This is a genomic window from uncultured Methanobrevibacter sp., assembly GCF_946184425.1.
Classification (GTDB): domain Archaea; phylum Methanobacteriota; class Methanobacteria; order Methanobacteriales; family Methanobacteriaceae; genus Methanocatella.
Genome location: NZ_CAMHFP010000014.1, coordinates 24,345 through 42,260 on the forward strand (window position 1 = coordinate 24,345; position 17,916 = coordinate 42,260).

General features: G+C 32.9%; 20 protein-coding genes and 1 tRNA gene. 10 read left to right on the top strand and 11 right to left on the bottom strand.

Annotation, left to right across the window (positions count from 1 at the left end):
• Window positions 1–37: 37 nt before the first annotated feature.
• Window positions 38–1,348, bottom strand: coding sequence for a prephenate dehydrogenase (locus tag Q0P94_RS04430; protein ID WP_295114175.1), 1,311 nt, complete (start codon window positions 1,346–1,348; stop codon window positions 38–40).
• Window positions 1,349–1,409: 61 nt separating this feature from the next.
• Here Q0P94_RS04430 and Q0P94_RS04435 point away from each other — a divergent pair, with 61 nt between their 5' ends.
• From Q0P94_RS04435 to Q0P94_RS04445, 3 genes are all read left to right on the top strand, one after another.
• Entirely contained in the window at window positions 1,410–2,471 is a 1,062-nt protein-coding gene (locus tag Q0P94_RS04435; protein ID WP_295114177.1) for an mRNA surveillance protein pelota, read from the top strand.
• Between the two features lie 85 nt (window positions 2,472–2,556).
• Window positions 2,557–3,522, top strand: a complete 966-nt coding sequence (locus Q0P94_RS04440) for a cell wall biosynthesis protein (protein ID WP_295114179.1) — start codon at window positions 2,557–2,559, stop codon at window positions 3,520–3,522.
• 1 nt (window position 3,523) lies between these two features.
• Window positions 3,524–4,576, top strand: coding sequence for a glycosyltransferase family 1 protein (locus tag Q0P94_RS04445; RefSeq protein WP_295114181.1), 1,053 nt, complete (start codon window positions 3,524–3,526; stop codon window positions 4,574–4,576).
• Window positions 4,577–4,581: 5 nt separating this feature from the next.
• Here the strand turns inward: Q0P94_RS04445 and Q0P94_RS04450 are convergent, their stop codons facing one another.
• Window positions 4,582–5,883 (bottom strand): NAD(P)/FAD-dependent oxidoreductase, encoded by a 1,302-nt coding sequence (locus Q0P94_RS04450; protein WP_295114183.1) that lies wholly within the window; start codon window positions 5,881–5,883, stop codon window positions 4,582–4,584.
• Window positions 5,884–5,962: 79 nt separating this feature from the next.
• Here Q0P94_RS04450 and Q0P94_RS04455 point away from each other — a divergent pair, with 79 nt between their 5' ends.
• On the top strand, window positions 5,963–6,241 hold the full coding sequence (locus Q0P94_RS04455) for a HypC/HybG/HupF family hydrogenase formation chaperone (protein WP_295114185.1): 279 nt from the start codon (window positions 5,963–5,965) through the stop codon (window positions 6,239–6,241).
• Here Q0P94_RS04455 and Q0P94_RS04460 read toward each other — a convergent pair.
• The 9 genes from Q0P94_RS04460 to Q0P94_RS04500 form a co-directional block, all read right to left on the bottom strand.
• Window positions 6,235–6,750 carry an amino acid-binding protein gene (locus Q0P94_RS04460; protein WP_295114187.1) on the bottom strand — a complete coding sequence of 172 codons (516 nt, stop codon included), beginning with the start codon at window positions 6,748–6,750 and terminating at the stop codon, window positions 6,235–6,237. The genes Q0P94_RS04455 and Q0P94_RS04460 overlap by 7 nt on opposite strands.
• A gap of 134 nt (window positions 6,751–6,884) precedes the next feature.
• A tRNA-Ile gene (locus Q0P94_RS04465) sits at window positions 6,885–6,959 on the bottom strand.
• A gap of 115 nt (window positions 6,960–7,074) precedes the next feature.
• The gene (locus tag Q0P94_RS04470) at window positions 7,075–7,359 is read right to left on the bottom strand and encodes an iron-sulfur cluster assembly protein (protein ID WP_295114189.1); all 285 of its coding nucleotides are present in this window, start codon (window positions 7,357–7,359) and stop codon (window positions 7,075–7,077) included.
• Window positions 7,360–7,443: 84 nt separating this feature from the next.
• Window positions 7,444–8,355: a DUF5591 domain-containing protein gene (locus tag Q0P94_RS04475; RefSeq protein WP_295114191.1), complete on the bottom strand. Its 912-nt coding sequence runs from the start codon at window positions 8,353–8,355 to the stop codon at window positions 7,444–7,446.
• A gap of 2 nt (window positions 8,356–8,357) precedes the next feature.
• A complete protein-coding gene (locus Q0P94_RS04480; protein ID WP_295114193.1) occupies window positions 8,358–8,849 on the bottom strand; it encodes a TIGR00295 family protein in 492 nt (163 codons plus the stop codon).
• A gap of 7 nt (window positions 8,850–8,856) precedes the next feature.
• The gene (gene tfe, locus Q0P94_RS04485) at window positions 8,857–9,378 is read right to left on the bottom strand and encodes a transcription factor E (protein WP_295114195.1); all 522 of its coding nucleotides are present in this window, start codon (window positions 9,376–9,378) and stop codon (window positions 8,857–8,859) included.
• A 151-nt stretch (window positions 9,379–9,529) separates the two neighbouring features.
• Complete coding sequence (locus tag Q0P94_RS04490) at window positions 9,530–10,729, bottom strand: DegT/DnrJ/EryC1/StrS aminotransferase family protein (RefSeq protein ID WP_295114197.1); 1,200 nt, start codon at window positions 10,727–10,729, stop codon at window positions 9,530–9,532.
• A complete protein-coding gene (locus Q0P94_RS04495; protein WP_295114199.1) occupies window positions 10,726–12,621 on the bottom strand; it encodes a nucleoside-diphosphate sugar epimerase/dehydratase in 1,896 nt (631 codons plus the stop codon). The genes Q0P94_RS04490 and Q0P94_RS04495 overlap by 4 nt, the downstream gene beginning before the upstream one ends.
• Before the next feature lie 127 nt (window positions 12,622–12,748).
• Complete coding sequence (locus Q0P94_RS04500; RefSeq protein WP_295114214.1) at window positions 12,749–13,606, bottom strand: coenzyme F420-0:L-glutamate ligase; 858 nt, start codon at window positions 13,604–13,606, stop codon at window positions 12,749–12,751.
• Window positions 13,607–13,687: 81 nt separating this feature from the next.
• Here Q0P94_RS04500 and Q0P94_RS04505 point away from each other — a divergent pair, with 81 nt between their 5' ends.
• The 6 genes from Q0P94_RS04505 to Q0P94_RS04530 all read left to right on the top strand — a co-directional run bounded on the left by Q0P94_RS04505 (window position 13,688) and on the right by Q0P94_RS04530 (window position 17,873).
• Window positions 13,688–14,260: a pyruvate kinase alpha/beta domain-containing protein gene (locus tag Q0P94_RS04505; protein ID WP_295114201.1), complete on the top strand. Its 573-nt coding sequence runs from the start codon at window positions 13,688–13,690 to the stop codon at window positions 14,258–14,260.
• A gap of 128 nt (window positions 14,261–14,388) precedes the next feature.
• Window positions 14,389–15,525 carry a cell division protein FtsZ gene (gene ftsZ, locus Q0P94_RS04510; protein ID WP_295114203.1) on the top strand — a complete coding sequence of 379 codons (1,137 nt, stop codon included), beginning with the start codon at window positions 14,389–14,391 and terminating at the stop codon, window positions 15,523–15,525.
• Between the two features lie 133 nt (window positions 15,526–15,658).
• Entirely contained in the window at window positions 15,659–15,838 is a 180-nt protein-coding gene (locus Q0P94_RS04515) for a protein translocase SEC61 complex subunit gamma (RefSeq protein WP_295114205.1), read from the top strand.
• Window positions 15,839–16,105: 267 nt separating this feature from the next.
• Window positions 16,106–16,576 carry a transcription elongation factor Spt5 gene (locus Q0P94_RS04520; protein ID WP_292605964.1) on the top strand — a complete coding sequence of 157 codons (471 nt, stop codon included), beginning with the start codon at window positions 16,106–16,108 and terminating at the stop codon, window positions 16,574–16,576.
• Window positions 16,576–17,058, top strand: coding sequence for a 50S ribosomal protein L11 (locus tag Q0P94_RS04525; protein WP_295114208.1), 483 nt, complete (start codon window positions 16,576–16,578; stop codon window positions 17,056–17,058). The genes Q0P94_RS04520 and Q0P94_RS04525 overlap by 1 nt, the downstream gene beginning before the upstream one ends.
• A 176-nt stretch (window positions 17,059–17,234) precedes the next feature.
• Window positions 17,235–17,873, top strand: a complete 639-nt coding sequence (locus Q0P94_RS04530) for a 50S ribosomal protein L1 (protein WP_295114210.1) — start codon at window positions 17,235–17,237, stop codon at window positions 17,871–17,873.
• Window positions 17,874–17,916: the final 43 nt, after the last annotated feature.

Sequence of the window (17,916 nt, forward strand, 5' to 3'; positions counted from 1 at the left end):
TTGGTACTTTAATGTTTGTTCGTATTCATTGAAACAGTTATCTGAGGATTCCACCAAAACCTGTGAACAATTTTTTCACATTTTCAATATCTTCTTTTTCAAGTGCTGTAACCTCAAATGTCAAACTTATTGAATCATTGTCTATTTGGGGGCCGTTATAAGCATCGATTAACCTGATGTCAAGGATATTGTCAATATTCATCACAGTATTTTGAATTGTTTCAACATGGACGTTTTTTGAAAATATGCAACTTATTACAGCAATTTTTTTGTCATGATTTTTAACTTTCCAATCATAAAGTTCATCATCGCTGAGAACCTCAATATTAGCTAAACGCAAATGATTGACTTTGTTGCCTTTTCTCAAGATCGCTGTCTTATTTTTTATTCCTTCCAAAGTACCCACATGGATTTTTCCGGAGTATATGTGCTTGAGACCCACTTCCCGGCCAATTGACTTATTTAATAATGTAAATTCATGACTTAGTGCATTTATTGCTTTGTCACTTCTACCCAGGGCATTTTTAATGTCTCCCATATGTTTTGTTGCTTTATTTGCAATTTCAACAAATTTCTCATCATCCTCATTATTGATTACATCTCTCAATTCCAAAACAGCATCCGCAAAGGTGTTTCTGATTTTTGGTCCGTTGTTGTTCATTGATTGGATGTAGTATGTCAAATATGGATTTTGGGAAACAATACGGGCAATCATATCAATCATGAGATTGTAAATGGGACTTTCATAATTTTCAGTTTCGGACAAATCTACTTTTAACTTTTCAATCGCTGAAGCGGTAGATATGAACGAGAAATGAGTTAGCACCTGTACTATACTCATCATGAAATCATGCTTCTGTGGAGTAGTTTCTATGATTCTCATATTTTTTCTTGAAAGGTAATTATAAACCCTATCGTACCATTTGCCTTTTTTATCGGGGGTCAGAACAATAACTTGATTGTCCAGTTCGGTAGTTCTTGGTCCGAAAATAGGATGTGTCGGGATGTATTCAATAGTGTCCGGCAAAACTTCCGCCATTGTTTTTGAAGCCTCTTCCTTGACTGAAGTCACATCCATCATAAGTGAACCTTCCTTCATGAACGGTGCTGTTTCACGAATGACTTCTGAAGTGTGATGAATAGGCACAGAAATTATTAATATGTCACTTATATTGGCTAAACCTGCATTTGATTCAATGTAACTAATTCCCAAATTATCAGCTACTTTTCTGCCTTTGTCATGGTCTCTTGCACTTATAAATACATTAAATTCATCTCTGAAGTAGTAGACTAAAGTTTTCCCAAGTCCGTCACTACCACCAATAATTCCAACATTCATTTTAATCATTAATAATTTTAAATTAGAATGTATATATAATTAATATATAAAAAATTTAACTTGTGAAATTATGAAAATCATAAACCAAGATACAAAGGAAGGAATAATTGAAATAATTCCAGAAACATTGGATGATTTGTGGCATCTGTCCCATATTGTGGAAGTGGGAGATAATGCATCCTCTAAAACAACACGCCGTATACAGGACAATACTGGTGATAAATTAAGAAGTGACAGAGGAGTTAAAAAAACTTTTTATTTAGGTTTAGACATTGAAAATATTAGTTTTCATTTATTTACTGGAAAATTAAGATTGACCGGAGTTATTACAAGAGGTCCTGAAGATCTGATACCTCTCGGGTCACACCATACTCTTGAAGTAAAATTAAACACTCCAATTACCATTAAAAAAGATATGTGGCCAAAATGGGCTATCAAAAGACTTAACCAGGCTATAGACGCATCAAAAAAATTATCTGCAATCATCGTAGTTCTAGAAGATGACACTGCTACATTAGGTTTGATGAGGCAATTCGGAATTGAATATTATGGTCCTATTAAAGGTCATGTATCCGGAAAAAGGATAATTGACAAGAATAGGCAGAAAAATATTGTTCAGTTTTATGAAAAGGTCATAGAATCAATCACCAAATTTGATTCTCTTCAAAACATCATTATTGCAGGACCAGGTTTTGTCAAAAACGATTTTTACGATTATCTTAAAGATAAATATGGTGATTTAGCAAAAATGTCCATCGTCGAGTCAACTGGTTCGGGAGGAAGAAATGGGATCAGTGAGGTTCTTAAAAAAGGAACAGTTGAAAAATTAACTTCTGAAAATAGAGTTGCACAGGAGATGGGGGCCATTAATAAATTATTGGAACAGATAGGTAAGAATTCCTCAAAAATTGCATATGGTCCTAAAGAAACACAAAATGCAATTAATTTAGGTGCTGTCAGTGAACTTTTGGTATTGGACACTAAAGTGGCTGGTGAAAATATGGGTGATTTGATGGATATGGTAGAAAATATGAAGGGAGAGGTCATGGTTATCAGCAGCGAGCATGAGGGAGGCAAACAATTGGGAAGCCTTGGTGGAATGGCTGCGATTTTAAGGTATGAAATTGTTTAATTCTTTAAAATGACAGGGGTATAATAATTTATATAGAATAAAATTATAAGTTATAATGTATAATACTTTTAAATCTGTGATATCTATGATGTATACTTCAGTAATTTTTGCAATGATATTTGTTTTTATTCTGTCTGCGGTTGGAACTGCAGTTTTAAATATCATTTTTAATTTTTTGGGAAAACAAGGTTATTTGGGAAATTTATATCCTAATGTTCGTGGTGGAATACCTAGAGGGATAGGTTTAGTTCCTTTTATCATTTTATCATTTTACATGTTGCCCAAATTCAATAATCTCATTTTATTCATAGGTATCTTTGCTTTTATTGATGATGTGCTAGGCAGAAAAAAGTTTGCTCCGTTGGGAATCGAATGGGGTCAGCTTTCAAGAGGTATTGGAATATTGCTGGTTATGATTGTAGGAATAATGGAAGGATTGGGAGTTTCTGCAATTTTAATAGCTTTAATGGTTCAGCCACTTAATATTTCAGATATGCAACCTGGATCCACATGTATTGTAACAATCATAATGTGTGCTGTAACTATGATTATCATGATTTTGATAGGTTCAGCTCCCGAAGGAGAGCTACTGGCAATTTACACTCCTTTATTAATATTGGTTGTCGTTTTAGGATACTGTCCTTTGGATTTCTCCGGAAAAATCATGTTGGGGGAAGTTGGTAACCATACTTTAGGTGTTGCATTGGGTGTGGCATTTTATATTGTTGGTGGATTTTGGTGGCTATTGCTCTTATTCATAATTACCACAGCTTTAATTGCATTTGTCAGACGCAATACTCTGAAAGTATTCTTCAGACAAAGATTAGGTTTAATTAACCCTACCTTTGGAGATTATTTCATGGATGTGTTAACTGGTGGGGGATTAGGCGATCTTATTAGAAAATTAGTTTTAAAAGAAAAACAATATCCTGTCACAAATCCTTTATTAATTTTATTAGGTTTCAGAAGGTTATTATATAATCCTCATGCAAGACGTCATGCTTATTATCCTACTGATGATATTAAGCCAAGAATAATGTTGAGGAGATAATATGAAAGCATTATTCATTGTTACTGGTAGAGGATTAGGTGGGGATGCAATGGTGGCTTTCAATGCTATGAAAGCTCTCGAAAAAAGAGGAGTCACCTGTGAAGTGGCTTTGGATGCATCTGCTCATGGTACTCTATTTGAAAAAAACGGATATGACTGGCATAAAATATCTGTTCCTCATGCAGGAGGTCATTCTGCAACAAAATTGTCTGCTTTTAAGGGAGCAATGAAATTATTTGTTGCAACATTTAAAGCCAGAAGTCTTATTAAAAAATTAAATGCTGATTTTGTAGTTGGTGTTTTGGGTGGTGGAGCTATTGTCGGATCACTTGGAGGTAAATTTGCACGAAAACCGACATTTTCATTAATTTCAACACCTCTCGACTCTAAAGTTTGTCCAAAATTCAATCAATGTTACATTTTACCTGAATTGGATAAATTCAGATGGGAAAAATTACCTAAAAATATGGATAAGGCTTTTTACCCTTTATCTAAAGATGTTGATGAAGGTGATGCAAAAGTTGCATTAGAAAAACTTAGGGAATTTCCAAACTTTGATGAAAACAAAAAGACTATTTTATTTTCTTCTGGATCTTCTATTTTTAAAGGAACTATTACTGCACTAAATCTGGCATTGGAAGAATATGGTGATAAGTATAATATGGTTTTGGTGGGTCTGCCTCTTCATGATGAATATATGGATTTGATTGATGAAAACAAAATGATTTATGCGGGTTACATCACCTGGATTAATGATTTGTTCAGATATGCAGACCTGGCGGTTTTAACTGACGATGGTGTTTCTCTTGAAGAAGCTTTAGTTGCAAAAACTCCAATAATTGCATTGACTAAAGTGAAATGGGGAAGATATCAGAATATGGCAGGCGTATTTAAGGGCGCTATAATTGAATCTGAAGTTGAAGATGTCAGTAAAAGCATTGAAGAGGCATTCGCAAATATGGACTCTTTAAAAGAAAATGCAGTTAAATATGGTAAACTCTGTTCCGAGGCTGCTGATGATTTGGCAGATAGGATATTGAAAAAATTAGAATAGTGGTATTATAACCACATATTTTTTATAATTTTGTAATTTGAATCTGTTGACGGATGAATTTCCAGGAAATCACCGTAATCATCCAAATCGTAATTTTCTCTCATCAGATAAGATAAATATGCAACATCACTAACTGATGACGGAGATATTGAATTAATTTTATTGATTTTATTGTTCTTTTTGTCAAATTCCACTTCTGTATATCCTGTCTCACCATTCAAAATTTTCCAAAATGAACCCGGACCTGCAATTCCTGGGATTCCAATTGTTGCTTTATCTTCTTCACTGCACTGATTTTTTTCATTTTCAACAAAACTCACTTCCATGTTCAAACTTAATGTCTGTGGAATGCAATTGTAGCTTACTTTATTTGCATAGTTTGCCATATTCCTTGCTGCCGTGATGCCTTCCATTCTTGCTACTGGTGTTAATTGATATCCTCCGGTAACGTCACCTGCTGCATATACATTATTGACATTAGTTTCCATCATTTCATTAACTTTTATGGTTTTATCAGGATTCAGTTCAACGAAACCTTCTGCAATTTCACTGTTGGGGGTTCTTCCTGTTGCAAAAAATGGAATTCCCTCTAGTTCTTCATCATTTTCAGTCAAAACCTTGTCTTTGAATGCTTCTTTGATGTTGGTGTTTTCATAGACATTAACGTCTGGAATTATGTTTTTCAATACATATTCTTTGGTGGTTTCATTTATCTCTTTAAGGAACTTGCTTCTTGCAAGAACATTGACTTCACTTCCGAGTGTGGAATAAATATTTGCAATTTCACAAGCTATGATTCCTCCTCCGATTATGTTTAATTTTTCAGGGACTTCATCTAACTTTAAGATATCTTTATTTGTCAATCCATACTCTTTACCTTTTATGTCCGGAATGAATGGACGCGCTCCTGTAGCTATCAATAGATTGTCATATTCGAAACTTTCATTGTTTACTTTAATGATTTCCCCTTCAATACTGGCTTCTCCATAAATAACATTGTTTCCAACACTTTCATTTTCCATCTGATTCAATTTCCTAAGCATCTCTTGAGTTTCTACTATTTTTTCAACTATTTTTTCATAGGAAACATCGAGTTGGCTTTTGATAAATCCGTGATTGTTGAATCTGTTGTTTGTGTCAATAAATTTTGTAATGTCGGTTAATGCGCAAACAACCATACATCCTTCATTCAAGCAAGTTCCAGCTATATGGTTTTTTTCAATTAAAAGGACTTCTTCACCAAGTTTTCCAAGCTCTAGGGAACCTAATCTTCCTGCAGGTCCTGAACCAATAACAATATTTTTCATTAAATCACCCATATTAGATAGTTTTATATAATACTAACATTTAATATTATTAATATATTAAAATTTTGGAGATGGAATTATGTGTATTGCAGCACCGGCTCTTGTAGTCGAAATTAATAAAGACGATAATGTTTTATTTGCTGACTTTGGTGGAGCAAGACAAGCGGCTAAAATGGATCTTTTGCCAGATGTTGAAGTAGGTGAATATGTTTTAATCCATGCTGGTTTTGCTATTGAAAAATTATCTGAAGAAGCTGCTAAAGAATCTTTAGAAGCTTGGGAAGAACTTTTAGAAATTCTTGAAGAAGAAGACAAAGAAATGGAAAAAGCAAGAATGGCTGATTTAGAAAATCAGTAAATAGACACTCTTGTTACTCCTTTTATTTTTAAAAATTCATTTATTAAATCCCCACTAATTGGGGTTTCAGTTATTATAATTAAAGATGGATCAGTTTGAAGTTCAGTATCTTCAGCATAAGCTTGTCTTATGCCAATTCCTTTTTTTGAAATTAAATTTGTGGTTTCAGCCAGTATTCCTTCGTTTTCAGATCCGACTTCTATTTCAACAACGCCTAGATCCAAATTTTTAGCGATATTTTTTAGAAGGGTTCCTGCTGGAATGATGTTGCTGAAAAGATTATATAGTTCATCATCTTCTTTAATGATATTGATTGTTGATTTTATTACTCTTCTATCTACATCAGCGGCTGTTGCTAATGCTTTATCACTTATTTTTAAATTTCCACAATATATTTTGCCATCTTCATTTAGAGACAGTCCTAGTTCAATCATTTTTTCGGCAACTCTTATTCTTGCCGGATATTTTTTGAATTTTTCATTGATTTTTTCCCACATAAGTACCATCATTCCAACTTTTTGTACATTTATGTTATATTATGTAGAAAAAAGTATATAAAATTAAGCATTAGTTTTTAAAAAAATTTGTTAATCAAAGAAAAAATTGCCATGTAAAAATAAATATTTAAAAAATCAGTTAGAAGTAGGCTAGATGGGATTCGAACCCATGACCTCCCGGTTATCAGCCGAGCGCGCTAACCAAGCTGTGCCACTAGCCTATAAAAATTGTTTTGTGACAGTTAACTGTCAACACTTATACTTATATTAATCACTATATATAATCTTTTCGGTTTTTGTCAAGATTATATATAGAATTAAATAAGATTAAAAAAATTATCTGTTAATCATTTCGTTAATGGAGTCAGCCATAGCATGTCCTTCAACAATGATTTTTGCTTTTTCAATACCTTCAACGCCTTCAGCTCTGATTTTTGCATCAGCAGCAATACGTGTGATACTCATGCAACCAGGGTTGGTAGGTTTAAGTGTAATTTCGGCTTGATCGCCATCCACGGTAATATTCTGTACAATACCCATTTCTACAATACTGATTCCCATATGAGGGTCATTAATTACAGAAACAGCATCTTTAATATCGTTCACTAAATTTTCTGACATTAGTTTGTCTCCTATTTTTTTGTATTTATAACTATTATTAATGATATTTATATATGTTTTGTTTGTATTTCATGAAATGATTTATTAATTTTTGAGGCGGTGTTTAATTTTCACACCTATTCCATTGTGACATTCTTCCATTTCCCGGCCGGTCATTATTGCTTTTCCAACACCAACTACGGCATCTTCTTTAACAACAATGACTTCATCATTTGGAATAATGTTGTGGTCAGCTTTTTGTATTCCTGGAGCAAATACAGTATTGGTTTCCAAATCAAAATCAATGTTGACAATATTAATTCCCAAATCCTTTAAAATTTCTCCACCAGGTAAATTGAGTCTGAATAATCCATGGTCTTTATTGAGTAAAGCTAATTGTTTTCCGGAAGAAAGTATTCTTTTATGATACATTCCTTTGGTTTTAACATTATCTGGAATAAAATCATATGCCTTTTCGCCAAATTGATACATTGCAATTGAACGCAATTCATGCAGGGTTTTTTCTCTTCTGTTGACTTTCTGATATTTTTTAAGTTCCATTCTTAAATTATAAAGTGAATCAGGTGAAGTTGGTCTTTCGTCAACGCAAACGTTAGTATATTCATCGACATATTGCTCACAGGATTCCAGATACCCTCCTGAGAGATTTGCAATTACAGTTTTTCCTTCACAATACTTTTTGATTAACTTTCCGCTTTCGTCTATTTCATCCTGTGACCATGAACCTGTTGTACTTACGTCATAAGATTGAATTGGAAATGTGTTTTCAAGTTCTCTCGGACATATTCCGAATGGTGAAGTGACAATAAGTTCCTGAAATGACCTTGTAATCTTTCTAAATTTCTGATGTGACTTTGAATTGGAATATGGTTTTTTCATACTGCAAGGTAATAAGACAACAATATCTCCAAGAGGTTTCATCATTTCCATTCTTTTTCTCCACCTTACAGCCTCTGGACGGTATAAAGATTCTTCACTTGAACATATTACTTTCATATTTATTCCTCAAATTGTTTTATTAGTTCTTCATCCATTCTTAGCAATCTTTCAATGTTGCTGTCACTGTCTGGAATTCTCCTTTTCCATTTTTCAATTACAAAATCAATGTCCACTTCTTCACTGCCGCTAACTAAATTGTCTGCATGTGCAACAATTTTTTCTTCAAGTGTTTGAGGTACATAGGATTTAACAGGAAGGCCTAAGTTTTTCGCTTCATCTTCGGTAATGCCAACGCCGATGTGCCTTTCGATAATATTTAAAACATTCTGATCATAACCATATCTGCGAGCAATTTTCACACCTTCAATTGCATGAGTTATGTCATGGGTTTTAGATCTTCCAATATCATGCAATAAAGCACCTTTTTTTATAAGGTCTTTATCTACATCATCAAAATTAGTAGCTATTTCCATAGCTTTTTTATAAACAGCTTTACAATGTTCTATGACATTTTTAGGGGTATTTTCCCGTTCAAGTAATTCAATTTCCATTTTTATCTTATTTTTTTACTTTTTCATTAAAGGAATTAAAATTACTTTCAACCATTTTAATGTCTTCTTTAATTTGTTTTATAGTATTCTCATTGTCTTGGAATTCCAATTCTTCGCCACATGCAGGACATAAAAATTCATAATCTGAAGCTTCATCAAAATCAAGTCTCACATGGCCTTGAGGGCATATGAAAAACATGTTATTTTCTTCACGTTCTAACTCATCATTAAGCATTTTCAGGTATTTTTCTGAATCTTTAATGATACGTGAAATAACTTCATCAGTTTCGAATCTCCAAGAATATGTGAACCATTGAGTTTCAGGGTCTTTACTTCTTTTATAACTTGCTAATCCCATATCATAAAGTCTGTAAAGAATTTTTCTAACAATATTCAATTTTATTTCAGTTTTTTTAGCTATTTCTTCATCGGTTTCAATTCCGTCGATTAAAGCTTGAACAATTGGTAAATTGCTTTCATCTTCAACAACATTGGTTAATAAGGTCTTTACTAATGGATCATCTATCATTTAATTTCCCCTAAATCTCATTATCATAGTTTTATCTAAACTGAAAAATATAAAATAAACGAATAATTATGATAACTTATTAAAATTAATGTTTAGTTATATCTTTTTTATTATAAAAATATAACTAATTTCTTATGAATTTTTTTAAATTTTAATAATCTTTTAAAATATCTAAAAAGTTCTCCGTTATATAATCAACTTCTTCATCAGTTAATTTGGAATATATTGGCAAACTTATTTCATTTTTAAACAGATTATATGCATTCGGATAATCTTTTATGTCAAATCCTAAGTTTTTATATGCAGTCAATAACGGAAGAGGTTTATAATGGACATTAGTGCTTATTCCTCGTTCTTCCATTTTGATTATAATCTCATTTCTGTCTTCTAAAGAAATGTTTTTGATTCTTGAAAGGTACAAATGTCCTGAGGATTTGCTTGATTCAGTTTTATGCTGTGGAATAATAATATTTGAATCTTTAAATGCAGCATCGTATTTGTCTATGATTTCATGTCTCCTTTTAAGCATTGAATCATATCTTTCAATTTGACCAAGACCTATTCCCGCCTGAATATCGGTCATATTACATTTATATCCTGGAATCATTATGTCATATTCCCATGATCCTTTTTGTGTCTTTTCTAATGCGTCTTTGGTTTGACCATGCAATGACAGAATTTGGTATTCTTTGTAGAGTTTTTCATCATCCAATCCGTCATGGGTTTTCCATGTCACTGCACCACCTTCTGCTGTTGTTAAATTTTTAACTGCATGGAATGAGAAGCAGGTAAAGTCAGCTAAACTACCTGCAGTTTTTCCATCTTTCACAGCTCCGAAACCGTGTGCACAATCTGCCAGAACAATGATTCTTCCAAATTTCTTCTGAATTTCATTGTTGGCTTCGAATAATCCTTTTTTATCTTCAACTATTTCAAAAATTTTATCATAGTCACATAATATTCCTGCAATATCAACAGGTATGATTACTTTAGTTTTATCGCTAATTGCTTCAGCCATTAAGGAATAATCCATTTCTTCCCTGTCCTTTTGGCTATCGATGATTACGGGTGTTGCTCCAACGTGACAAACAACACTGCATGTTGCAGTATAAGTATATGCCGGAACGATTACTTCATCCCCTTTTCCAATACCCAATAATCTTAATGTCATTTCAAGGGCAGTTGTTGCAGCACTTAAACAAACGGTCTTGTCGGTGTTGCAGTATTCACTTATTTTTCTTTCAAGTTCTTTTGTTTTTGGACCGGTTGTAATCCAGCCTGATTTTAAAGCTGCGACAACTTCGTCAATTTCATTATCTGTAATGTCTGGTGGTGAAAATGGTATATTCATATTTTCTCTCCGTTAATTTCTTCAGGACTTTTATAAGTAGGAACACATTTCTTTAATGTGTCTTTTATTTTATCTTTATCAGTAATATCTTCATCAATCAGATATCTTAATGAGTCTAATTTTTCTTCAATGTCATCCATTGTAAAGTTCATAGGTTCGGTAATGAAAATCTTTTCGTGATTGGTCTTTTCAAGATTTTCTTCATCCATCAGTAACTCTTCGTAAATTTTTTCTCCAGGTCTTAAACCTGTAATTTCAATATCTATGTCGGTACCTAGTTTCAGTCCGGATAACTCTATAAGGCTTTTTGCCAAATCATAAATTTTAACCGGTTCGCCCATATTCAAAACGAAGATTTCTCCACCTTTTGCATAGGTTATGGATTGCAATACCAAAGCCACGGCTTCAGGTATTGTCATAAAGAATCTTGTGATGTCCTTATGGGTTACTGTTACTGGACCTCCGTTTTTAATTTGCTTTTTAAATAGTGGCACTACTGATCCGTTACTTCCCAGTACGTTTCCAAAACGAACTGCAACATATTCAGTTTCACTTTCCTTATCTTTTGCCTGGATAATCATTTCACATAATCTTTTGGTGGCGCCCATGACATTTGTAGGGTTAACTGCCTTGTCTGTTGATATCAGAATGAAACGTTTTGTTTTATACTTATCACATGCATTTACTAAATTATATGTTCCAAATACATTATTCTTAACGGCTTCTGATGGATTATTTTCCATTAATGGAACATGTTTATGTGCTGCTGCATGGAAAACGACTTCTGGAGAGTATTCTTCGAATAAATCGAACATCCTTTGTTCGTCTCTGATATTTGCAATAATTGCTATTATATCATTGTTCGGATATTTTGCCTTTAATTCCAATTCAATATTGTATAAACTGTTTTCATATATGTCCAACATCAATAACTGTTTCGGGTCGTGAAGCATTATTTGCCTACAAAGCTCTTCACCTATTGACCCTCCTCCACCTGTCACTAAAACAGTTTTTCCATGGATTAAACTTTTTATGTTGTTATTGTCCAGTTCAACAGGGTCTCTTCCAAGTAAATCTTCAATTTCCACATCTCTTAAGCTGTTGTAAAGATTTTCCTTTGTAATTATTTCCCTTAAACTTGGAAGCACTTTAATTTCGGCACCGGTTTTACTGCAGATTTCAAGAATTTCCTTTTTATTTTTATTGTCGATATTCACTATTGTGAAAAAGATTGAATCGATATTATATTTTTCGCAAATTCTTTCAATGTCTGTCCTGTCACCGATGATTCTTACTCCCGCAACGGAATATCCTTTACGTTTTCGGTTGTCATCTATTATTCCGATTATCTCATATCTTCCTTTTAATGTTGTATTTAAAGTGCTGATAATGTCATTGGCTGAATATCCTCCGCCAATAATTAATAATTTTTTCTGATTTTCAGGAGTGTAGTTTATTCCTTTATTCGCAATATCGGATAATAGTGCATATTTAATTAATAGTCTTAGTATGATTATAATCAGACCGATTATAATGCTAACCGCTAAGTTGAATTTAATTGAAGGATTTTTCATATTCAATATTAATTCTTCGATTAGGGATACGATAAGTATTGAAACAATGGACAGTATCATGTAAACTGCATAGTCTTGATTATTTTCATATCGGATAATGTTGGAATATCTTTTTGAAACTCTAAACACGATTTGGAAAATGATAATCGCCAATATTATACTTATTACAAGTTCATTTCTTGTAATTGCACTTGTCGGATTCATTAAAAATGAATCGGTTATTAACACCGATGCAAAATAATACCCTAAAATGATTGCAATACAATCAGCTAAGGGCAATAAGAAATTCCTATATTTACCTAGTGTATCAATATTCATCAAGACCAATCCTTCATTTTATAATCTTAAATAATAATTATTATAATTATTAGTTTAAGCATTTCTATTTATGTGAAATGTTCAATATAAAATTTTGTCTTGGTTTAAAAGTGAGATGGGGTTTAAATTATTTTGGTCGAATAATTACTGCAGGGGTATGTGTTATTGAATCAAGTGCTTCAACTGTAACTTCATTTATTTCAGTGCCTAAAACAGCTTTAACGCTATGTATTGTCTTCATTTCTGTTGAAAGTGATTTTTGATAATCTTCTGCAATGTTGGCTATTTTAAGTCCTTTTTCTACACTAATTTTTTCACTGCAGCCTAATGGTGTTGAGCCCATATTTTCAGACAATTGTCCTTTGAAATATCCGAAAAATCCTTTGTCTGCTTCAATTCCGTCAATGGCTATTGGAAGGCCTGTAAAATATTTGCCGTTTTTCATATAGGTTGCATCTGTATCTATTATCATCACGCACACATTTTTCCCTATTTCCTTTTTAATTTCCTTTGCTACCTGTTCCGGATTTTCGGGAAGTAGTGAAACATAAGTTCCAGGTGCATTACTTAAATCTATCCCTGCTTCTGAAGCGGGTTTGAGAGCATGTTTCAAACCATATAACTGAAGAACAACTTCTTTGTGAGCTTTTGTTTCTTCAGGCAATTTTCTAAGGTTTTTTATGGTTCTCTTTTTTATTCCAAGCAACGGTCCCAAGACATATCCCCAAAGATATTTGCTCCATACTGTCGTTAGAAATTTGGCAGTAAGTGAAGGGGTGTATTTCGATTCATCAACCAATCTATTTTGGGAAACTGAAATGGGGGTTTCAGCTATTACTAAATAATCACCATCTTGCATCAATTTCCTTGCAGGATTGATTATCGAATTTAAATTTTCATTTGGTTTAATATATCCAGTTTCAATAGGTATTACTATGTAATCTCCATTGACGACATGTTTTATATTTTGTAGTTCATCAATTATCATAAAAATCTTTTTAAAACTAGTTGTTTAATATTATAATATAGTAAGTTACTTTTATTAAATATTTAGAGTGTGTGTCAAATGGCAAGAAAATTTATAACATATTTCGATAAGGAAGGCAATGATTACACTGATGAATTAATTTTGGCTGTTAAAGATAAATTAGATTTGTCTGATCATATTAAATGTATAGTCATAGCTTCTGCATCTGGTAAATCTGCATTACGACTTTCTGAAGCTGTAGGAGATAAAGTTAAAATCATTAATGTCACTCATCATTATGGATTTAGCGGACCTAATGAATCAGATATTTCTGAAGATATGATTAAAAAATTAGATGATGAAGGGATCATAACTTACTTTGGATCCCATGCATTAAGCGGTGCTGCAAGGGGTGTTACAAATAAATATGGAGGTTATTCTCCATTAGATATTGTTGCAGACACTTTTAGAATGTTTTCTCATGGTATAAAGGTTGCAGCTGAAATTTCTATTATGGCTGCTGATGCAGGTTTGATTCCGGTTGGTGAGGAAATCATAGCTGTTGGTGGAAGGGGTCATGGAGTTGACAGTGCTGTTATTTTAACTCCCGTCAATGCTAAAAACTTATTTGACTTGAAATTCCATGAAATCATCGCAATGCCTAGGGATTAAATTTAAATATATTATGTTGTATAATATATTTTTCTCATAGTTTTTTAAAAAGTAGTTGCATTTAAATATGAGTTACAATAGAAATATTTAACAATTAATTTTAATAGCAGAGTATGTGGGGTTAATTTGTGAAATTTATAGATGATGCAATCAAAGAATCCGAACAAAGAATGGAAGAGAAAACACCAGAAAAGCTCTCTTCAGACATTGATGATGAGCTTGTAAAGATTATGGATGGTGTTAAAACTAAAATTTTCGTTGTTGGTGCTGGTGGAGCAGGAAACAACACTATTTCAAGATTAAATGAGATGGGTATAGAAGGAGCAACAACAATTGCAGTAAATACTGATGCTCAAGATTTATTTTACTGTCAATCTGGTAAAAAAATATTATTAGGTAGACAAACTTCAAAAGGTTTAGGTGCTGGCGGAGAACCTGCTGTCGGTGAAGAATGCGCTGAAGAAAGTGAAGATGAAATCAGAGAAGAATTGGTGGGTGCAGATATGGTATTTGTTACCTGCGGTCTTGGTGGAGGAACAGGAACTGGTTCAGCTCCAATCATTTCAAAATTATCTAAAAAATTAGGTGCATTAACTGTTGCTGTTGCAACATTACCATTTTCTGCTGAAGGAATTAAAAGAAGAGAAAATGCAGAACAAGGTTTAGAAAAACTCCAGGAATCTGCAGACACTGTTATTGTTATACCTAATGATAAATTATTGGAAGTTGCACCGAACTTACCTTTAAACAAAGCTTTCATGGTTTCTGATGAAATTTTAGGAAGAGCTGTTAAAGGAATTACTGAACTGATTACTAAAAGAGGTCTTGTAAGTTTAGACTTTGCAGACATTAGAAGTATCATGGGTGGTTCTGGAATGGCAATGATTGGTATGGGTGAATCAGACTCTGGTGACAGAGCTTTAGAATCTGTACATGAAGCATTAAGTAGCCCATTATTAGATATTGATATTTCCAATGCTACTGGTGCATTAGTTAACATATCCGGTAGTTCTGATTTAACTTTACATGAAGCTGAAAAAATTGTTCAAGTTGTTGCTGATAAATTAGATCCTGAAGCTAACATTATTTGGGGTACTCAAATTGATGAAAGTCTTCAAAATACTGTTAGGACAACTGTGGTTGTTTCAGGCATTAAAACTGATTATGATTCTGACAATGAACCTGATGTGGAATATATTGATGAATCTTCAGAATCTGAGTCAGCTAACGATCAACTAGATGATTTTATTGATGGAATTTTCTAATTCTATCTTCTTATTTTTTTCGAATAATGCAAACATTTATTAATGTTTAAAATATAAATTATTTTATTACTATTATTTTATTATAATTCATTAAACTATGTCTTCATAGTTTTTTTAATTTTGGGTATTTAAAATGAATGTACAAGAACGTATTGATAAATTTGTTAAAGACAGTAAAAGAGTATTAAAAGTAGCAAGAAAACCAGATTGGCCTGAATATAGGGAACTAGCAAAAGTTTCCGCTATTGGTGTAGTTATTATTGGTGTAATCGGTTTTGTTATAGTTTTACTCGGTAGTTTAATCGGTCTATAGATTTAACGATCATTTCTTTTACTCCAAGTAGGTTATAATAGAATTTTGTAATAATTTTATCTTTTTTGGTTTTAGATTTTTTTCTTTAAGTAAAATCTATAATCATATTATGATATTATTAGAACCTAGGGAAGATGGGGGATAGCTTAGTCAATTTTCACATCTGTGAATTACCTAAGAATCTGCAATATAATTGCAGGCTTCATAAACTTTTAACTTAATGTATGATTTTATTAACCAGTAAATATAGAAATAGGTGAATTTTTCATGGAAGATACTAATAGTTCCATATATGCTCTTAAAACCTCTGCAGGTCAAGAAAGAAATGTTGCTAGGTTACTTGCTCGTAAAGCTAGAACCATTGATGGCATTGGCATTTCATCAATTCTTGTTCCGGAATCTTTGAAAGGGTATATTTTAGTTGAATCTTCAACAAAAATAGATCTTAGAAATCCTGATTTAAAAGTACAACATTTAAGAGGGGTTGTTGAAGGTAGTGTTGGCATTACTTTCGAAGAAGTAAAAAGATTCTTAAAACCAGAGCCAATTATTTCCTCTATTCAAAAAGGAAGTATTGTTGAGCTTATTTCTGGACCATTTAAAGGGGAAAGAGCGAAAGTGGTTCGTATTGATGAATCACGTGAAGAAGTCGTTCTAGAGTTAATAGAAGCAGCAGTGCCTATTCCGGTTACTGTTAAAGCTGATCAAATTAGAATAATTCAAAAGGAGGCTGACTGATGGCTAAAGATACAGTCGAAGTTCTTATCGAAGGTGGAACCGCTACTCCAGGACCACCATTAGGACCTGCTTTAGGACCTTTCGGTATTAACATGATGCAAGTAGTTGAAGAAATCAATAAAAAAAGTGCTGACTTTGCTGGAATGAAAGTGCCTGTTAAAGTCACTATTGATAGAGATACCAAAGATTTTGAAATTGAAATAGGTACTCCACCAACAACTGCTCTTATCATGGAAGAGTTAGGCATCGAAAAAGCTTCTCATGAACCAGGTTTAGATATAGTAAACGACTTACCAATTGAAACCGCTTTAAAAATTGCTAGAATGAAATTTGATTCATTACTTTCTAACGATTACAAAGCAGGTGTTAAAGAAGTTATGGGAACCTGTGTTAGTATGGGATTATCTGTTGATGGTAAAGACCCAAGAGAAGCACAAAAAGATGTAGATGCTGGAAAATATGATGATATCTTATTAGAATAGATATTATTCAGTAAATTAAAATTTAAGTTAATAATACAGTGTATATGATGTTATAATTAATATTATAATTGATATACTGTTTTTAATTCATGCAATCGTTTAAGAATTTTTTTCTTGTAATGATCTCATGAAACCAAAAAGAATCCATTGAACAATAATGTTCATGGGGGATGAATATGACACAAGATGTAGTTAACGCGGTGAAGGAGGCTAAAGAACAATCAAAGCCGAGAAACTTCACTGAGTCCGTAGATATTATTATTAATCTCCGTGACTTAGATGTCAGAAAGCCAGAAAATAGGTTTAATGAGGAAGTTACTCTTCCTAACGGCCGTGGCAAAGAAGTAAAAATCGGAGTCATAGCTGATGGGGAACTCATTGTTCAAGCTAAAAATGCTGGTCTCGATCTTGTAATCAACAAAGCTGATTTAGAAGAGTTTGGAAAAGACAGGAAATCTGCTAAAAAAGCAGCTAACTCTGTTGATTTCTTTGTAGCTCAAGCTGATATGATGCCACTCGTTGGTAGATTCTTAGGTCCAGTTCTTGGTCCTCGTGGAAAAATGCCAAAACCAGTGCCTGCAAGTATCAAACTTGACCCTCTTTTAGAAAGATTACAAAGTACTGTTAAAGTTGGTGTAAAACAACAACCAAGTATTCAAATTGTTGTTGGAAGCCAAGACATGTCAGACGAAGACATAGCAGAAAACATTGAAACTGTTCTTACAGTCTTAGACCGCAATTTAGAAAAAGGAAGAAGTCAAATCAAGTCCATGTTTATAAAAACAACTATGGGACCAGTAGTGAGGGTGATCTAATGGCTCATGTTGCTGAATGGAAAAAGGAAGAAGTTAAAGAGCT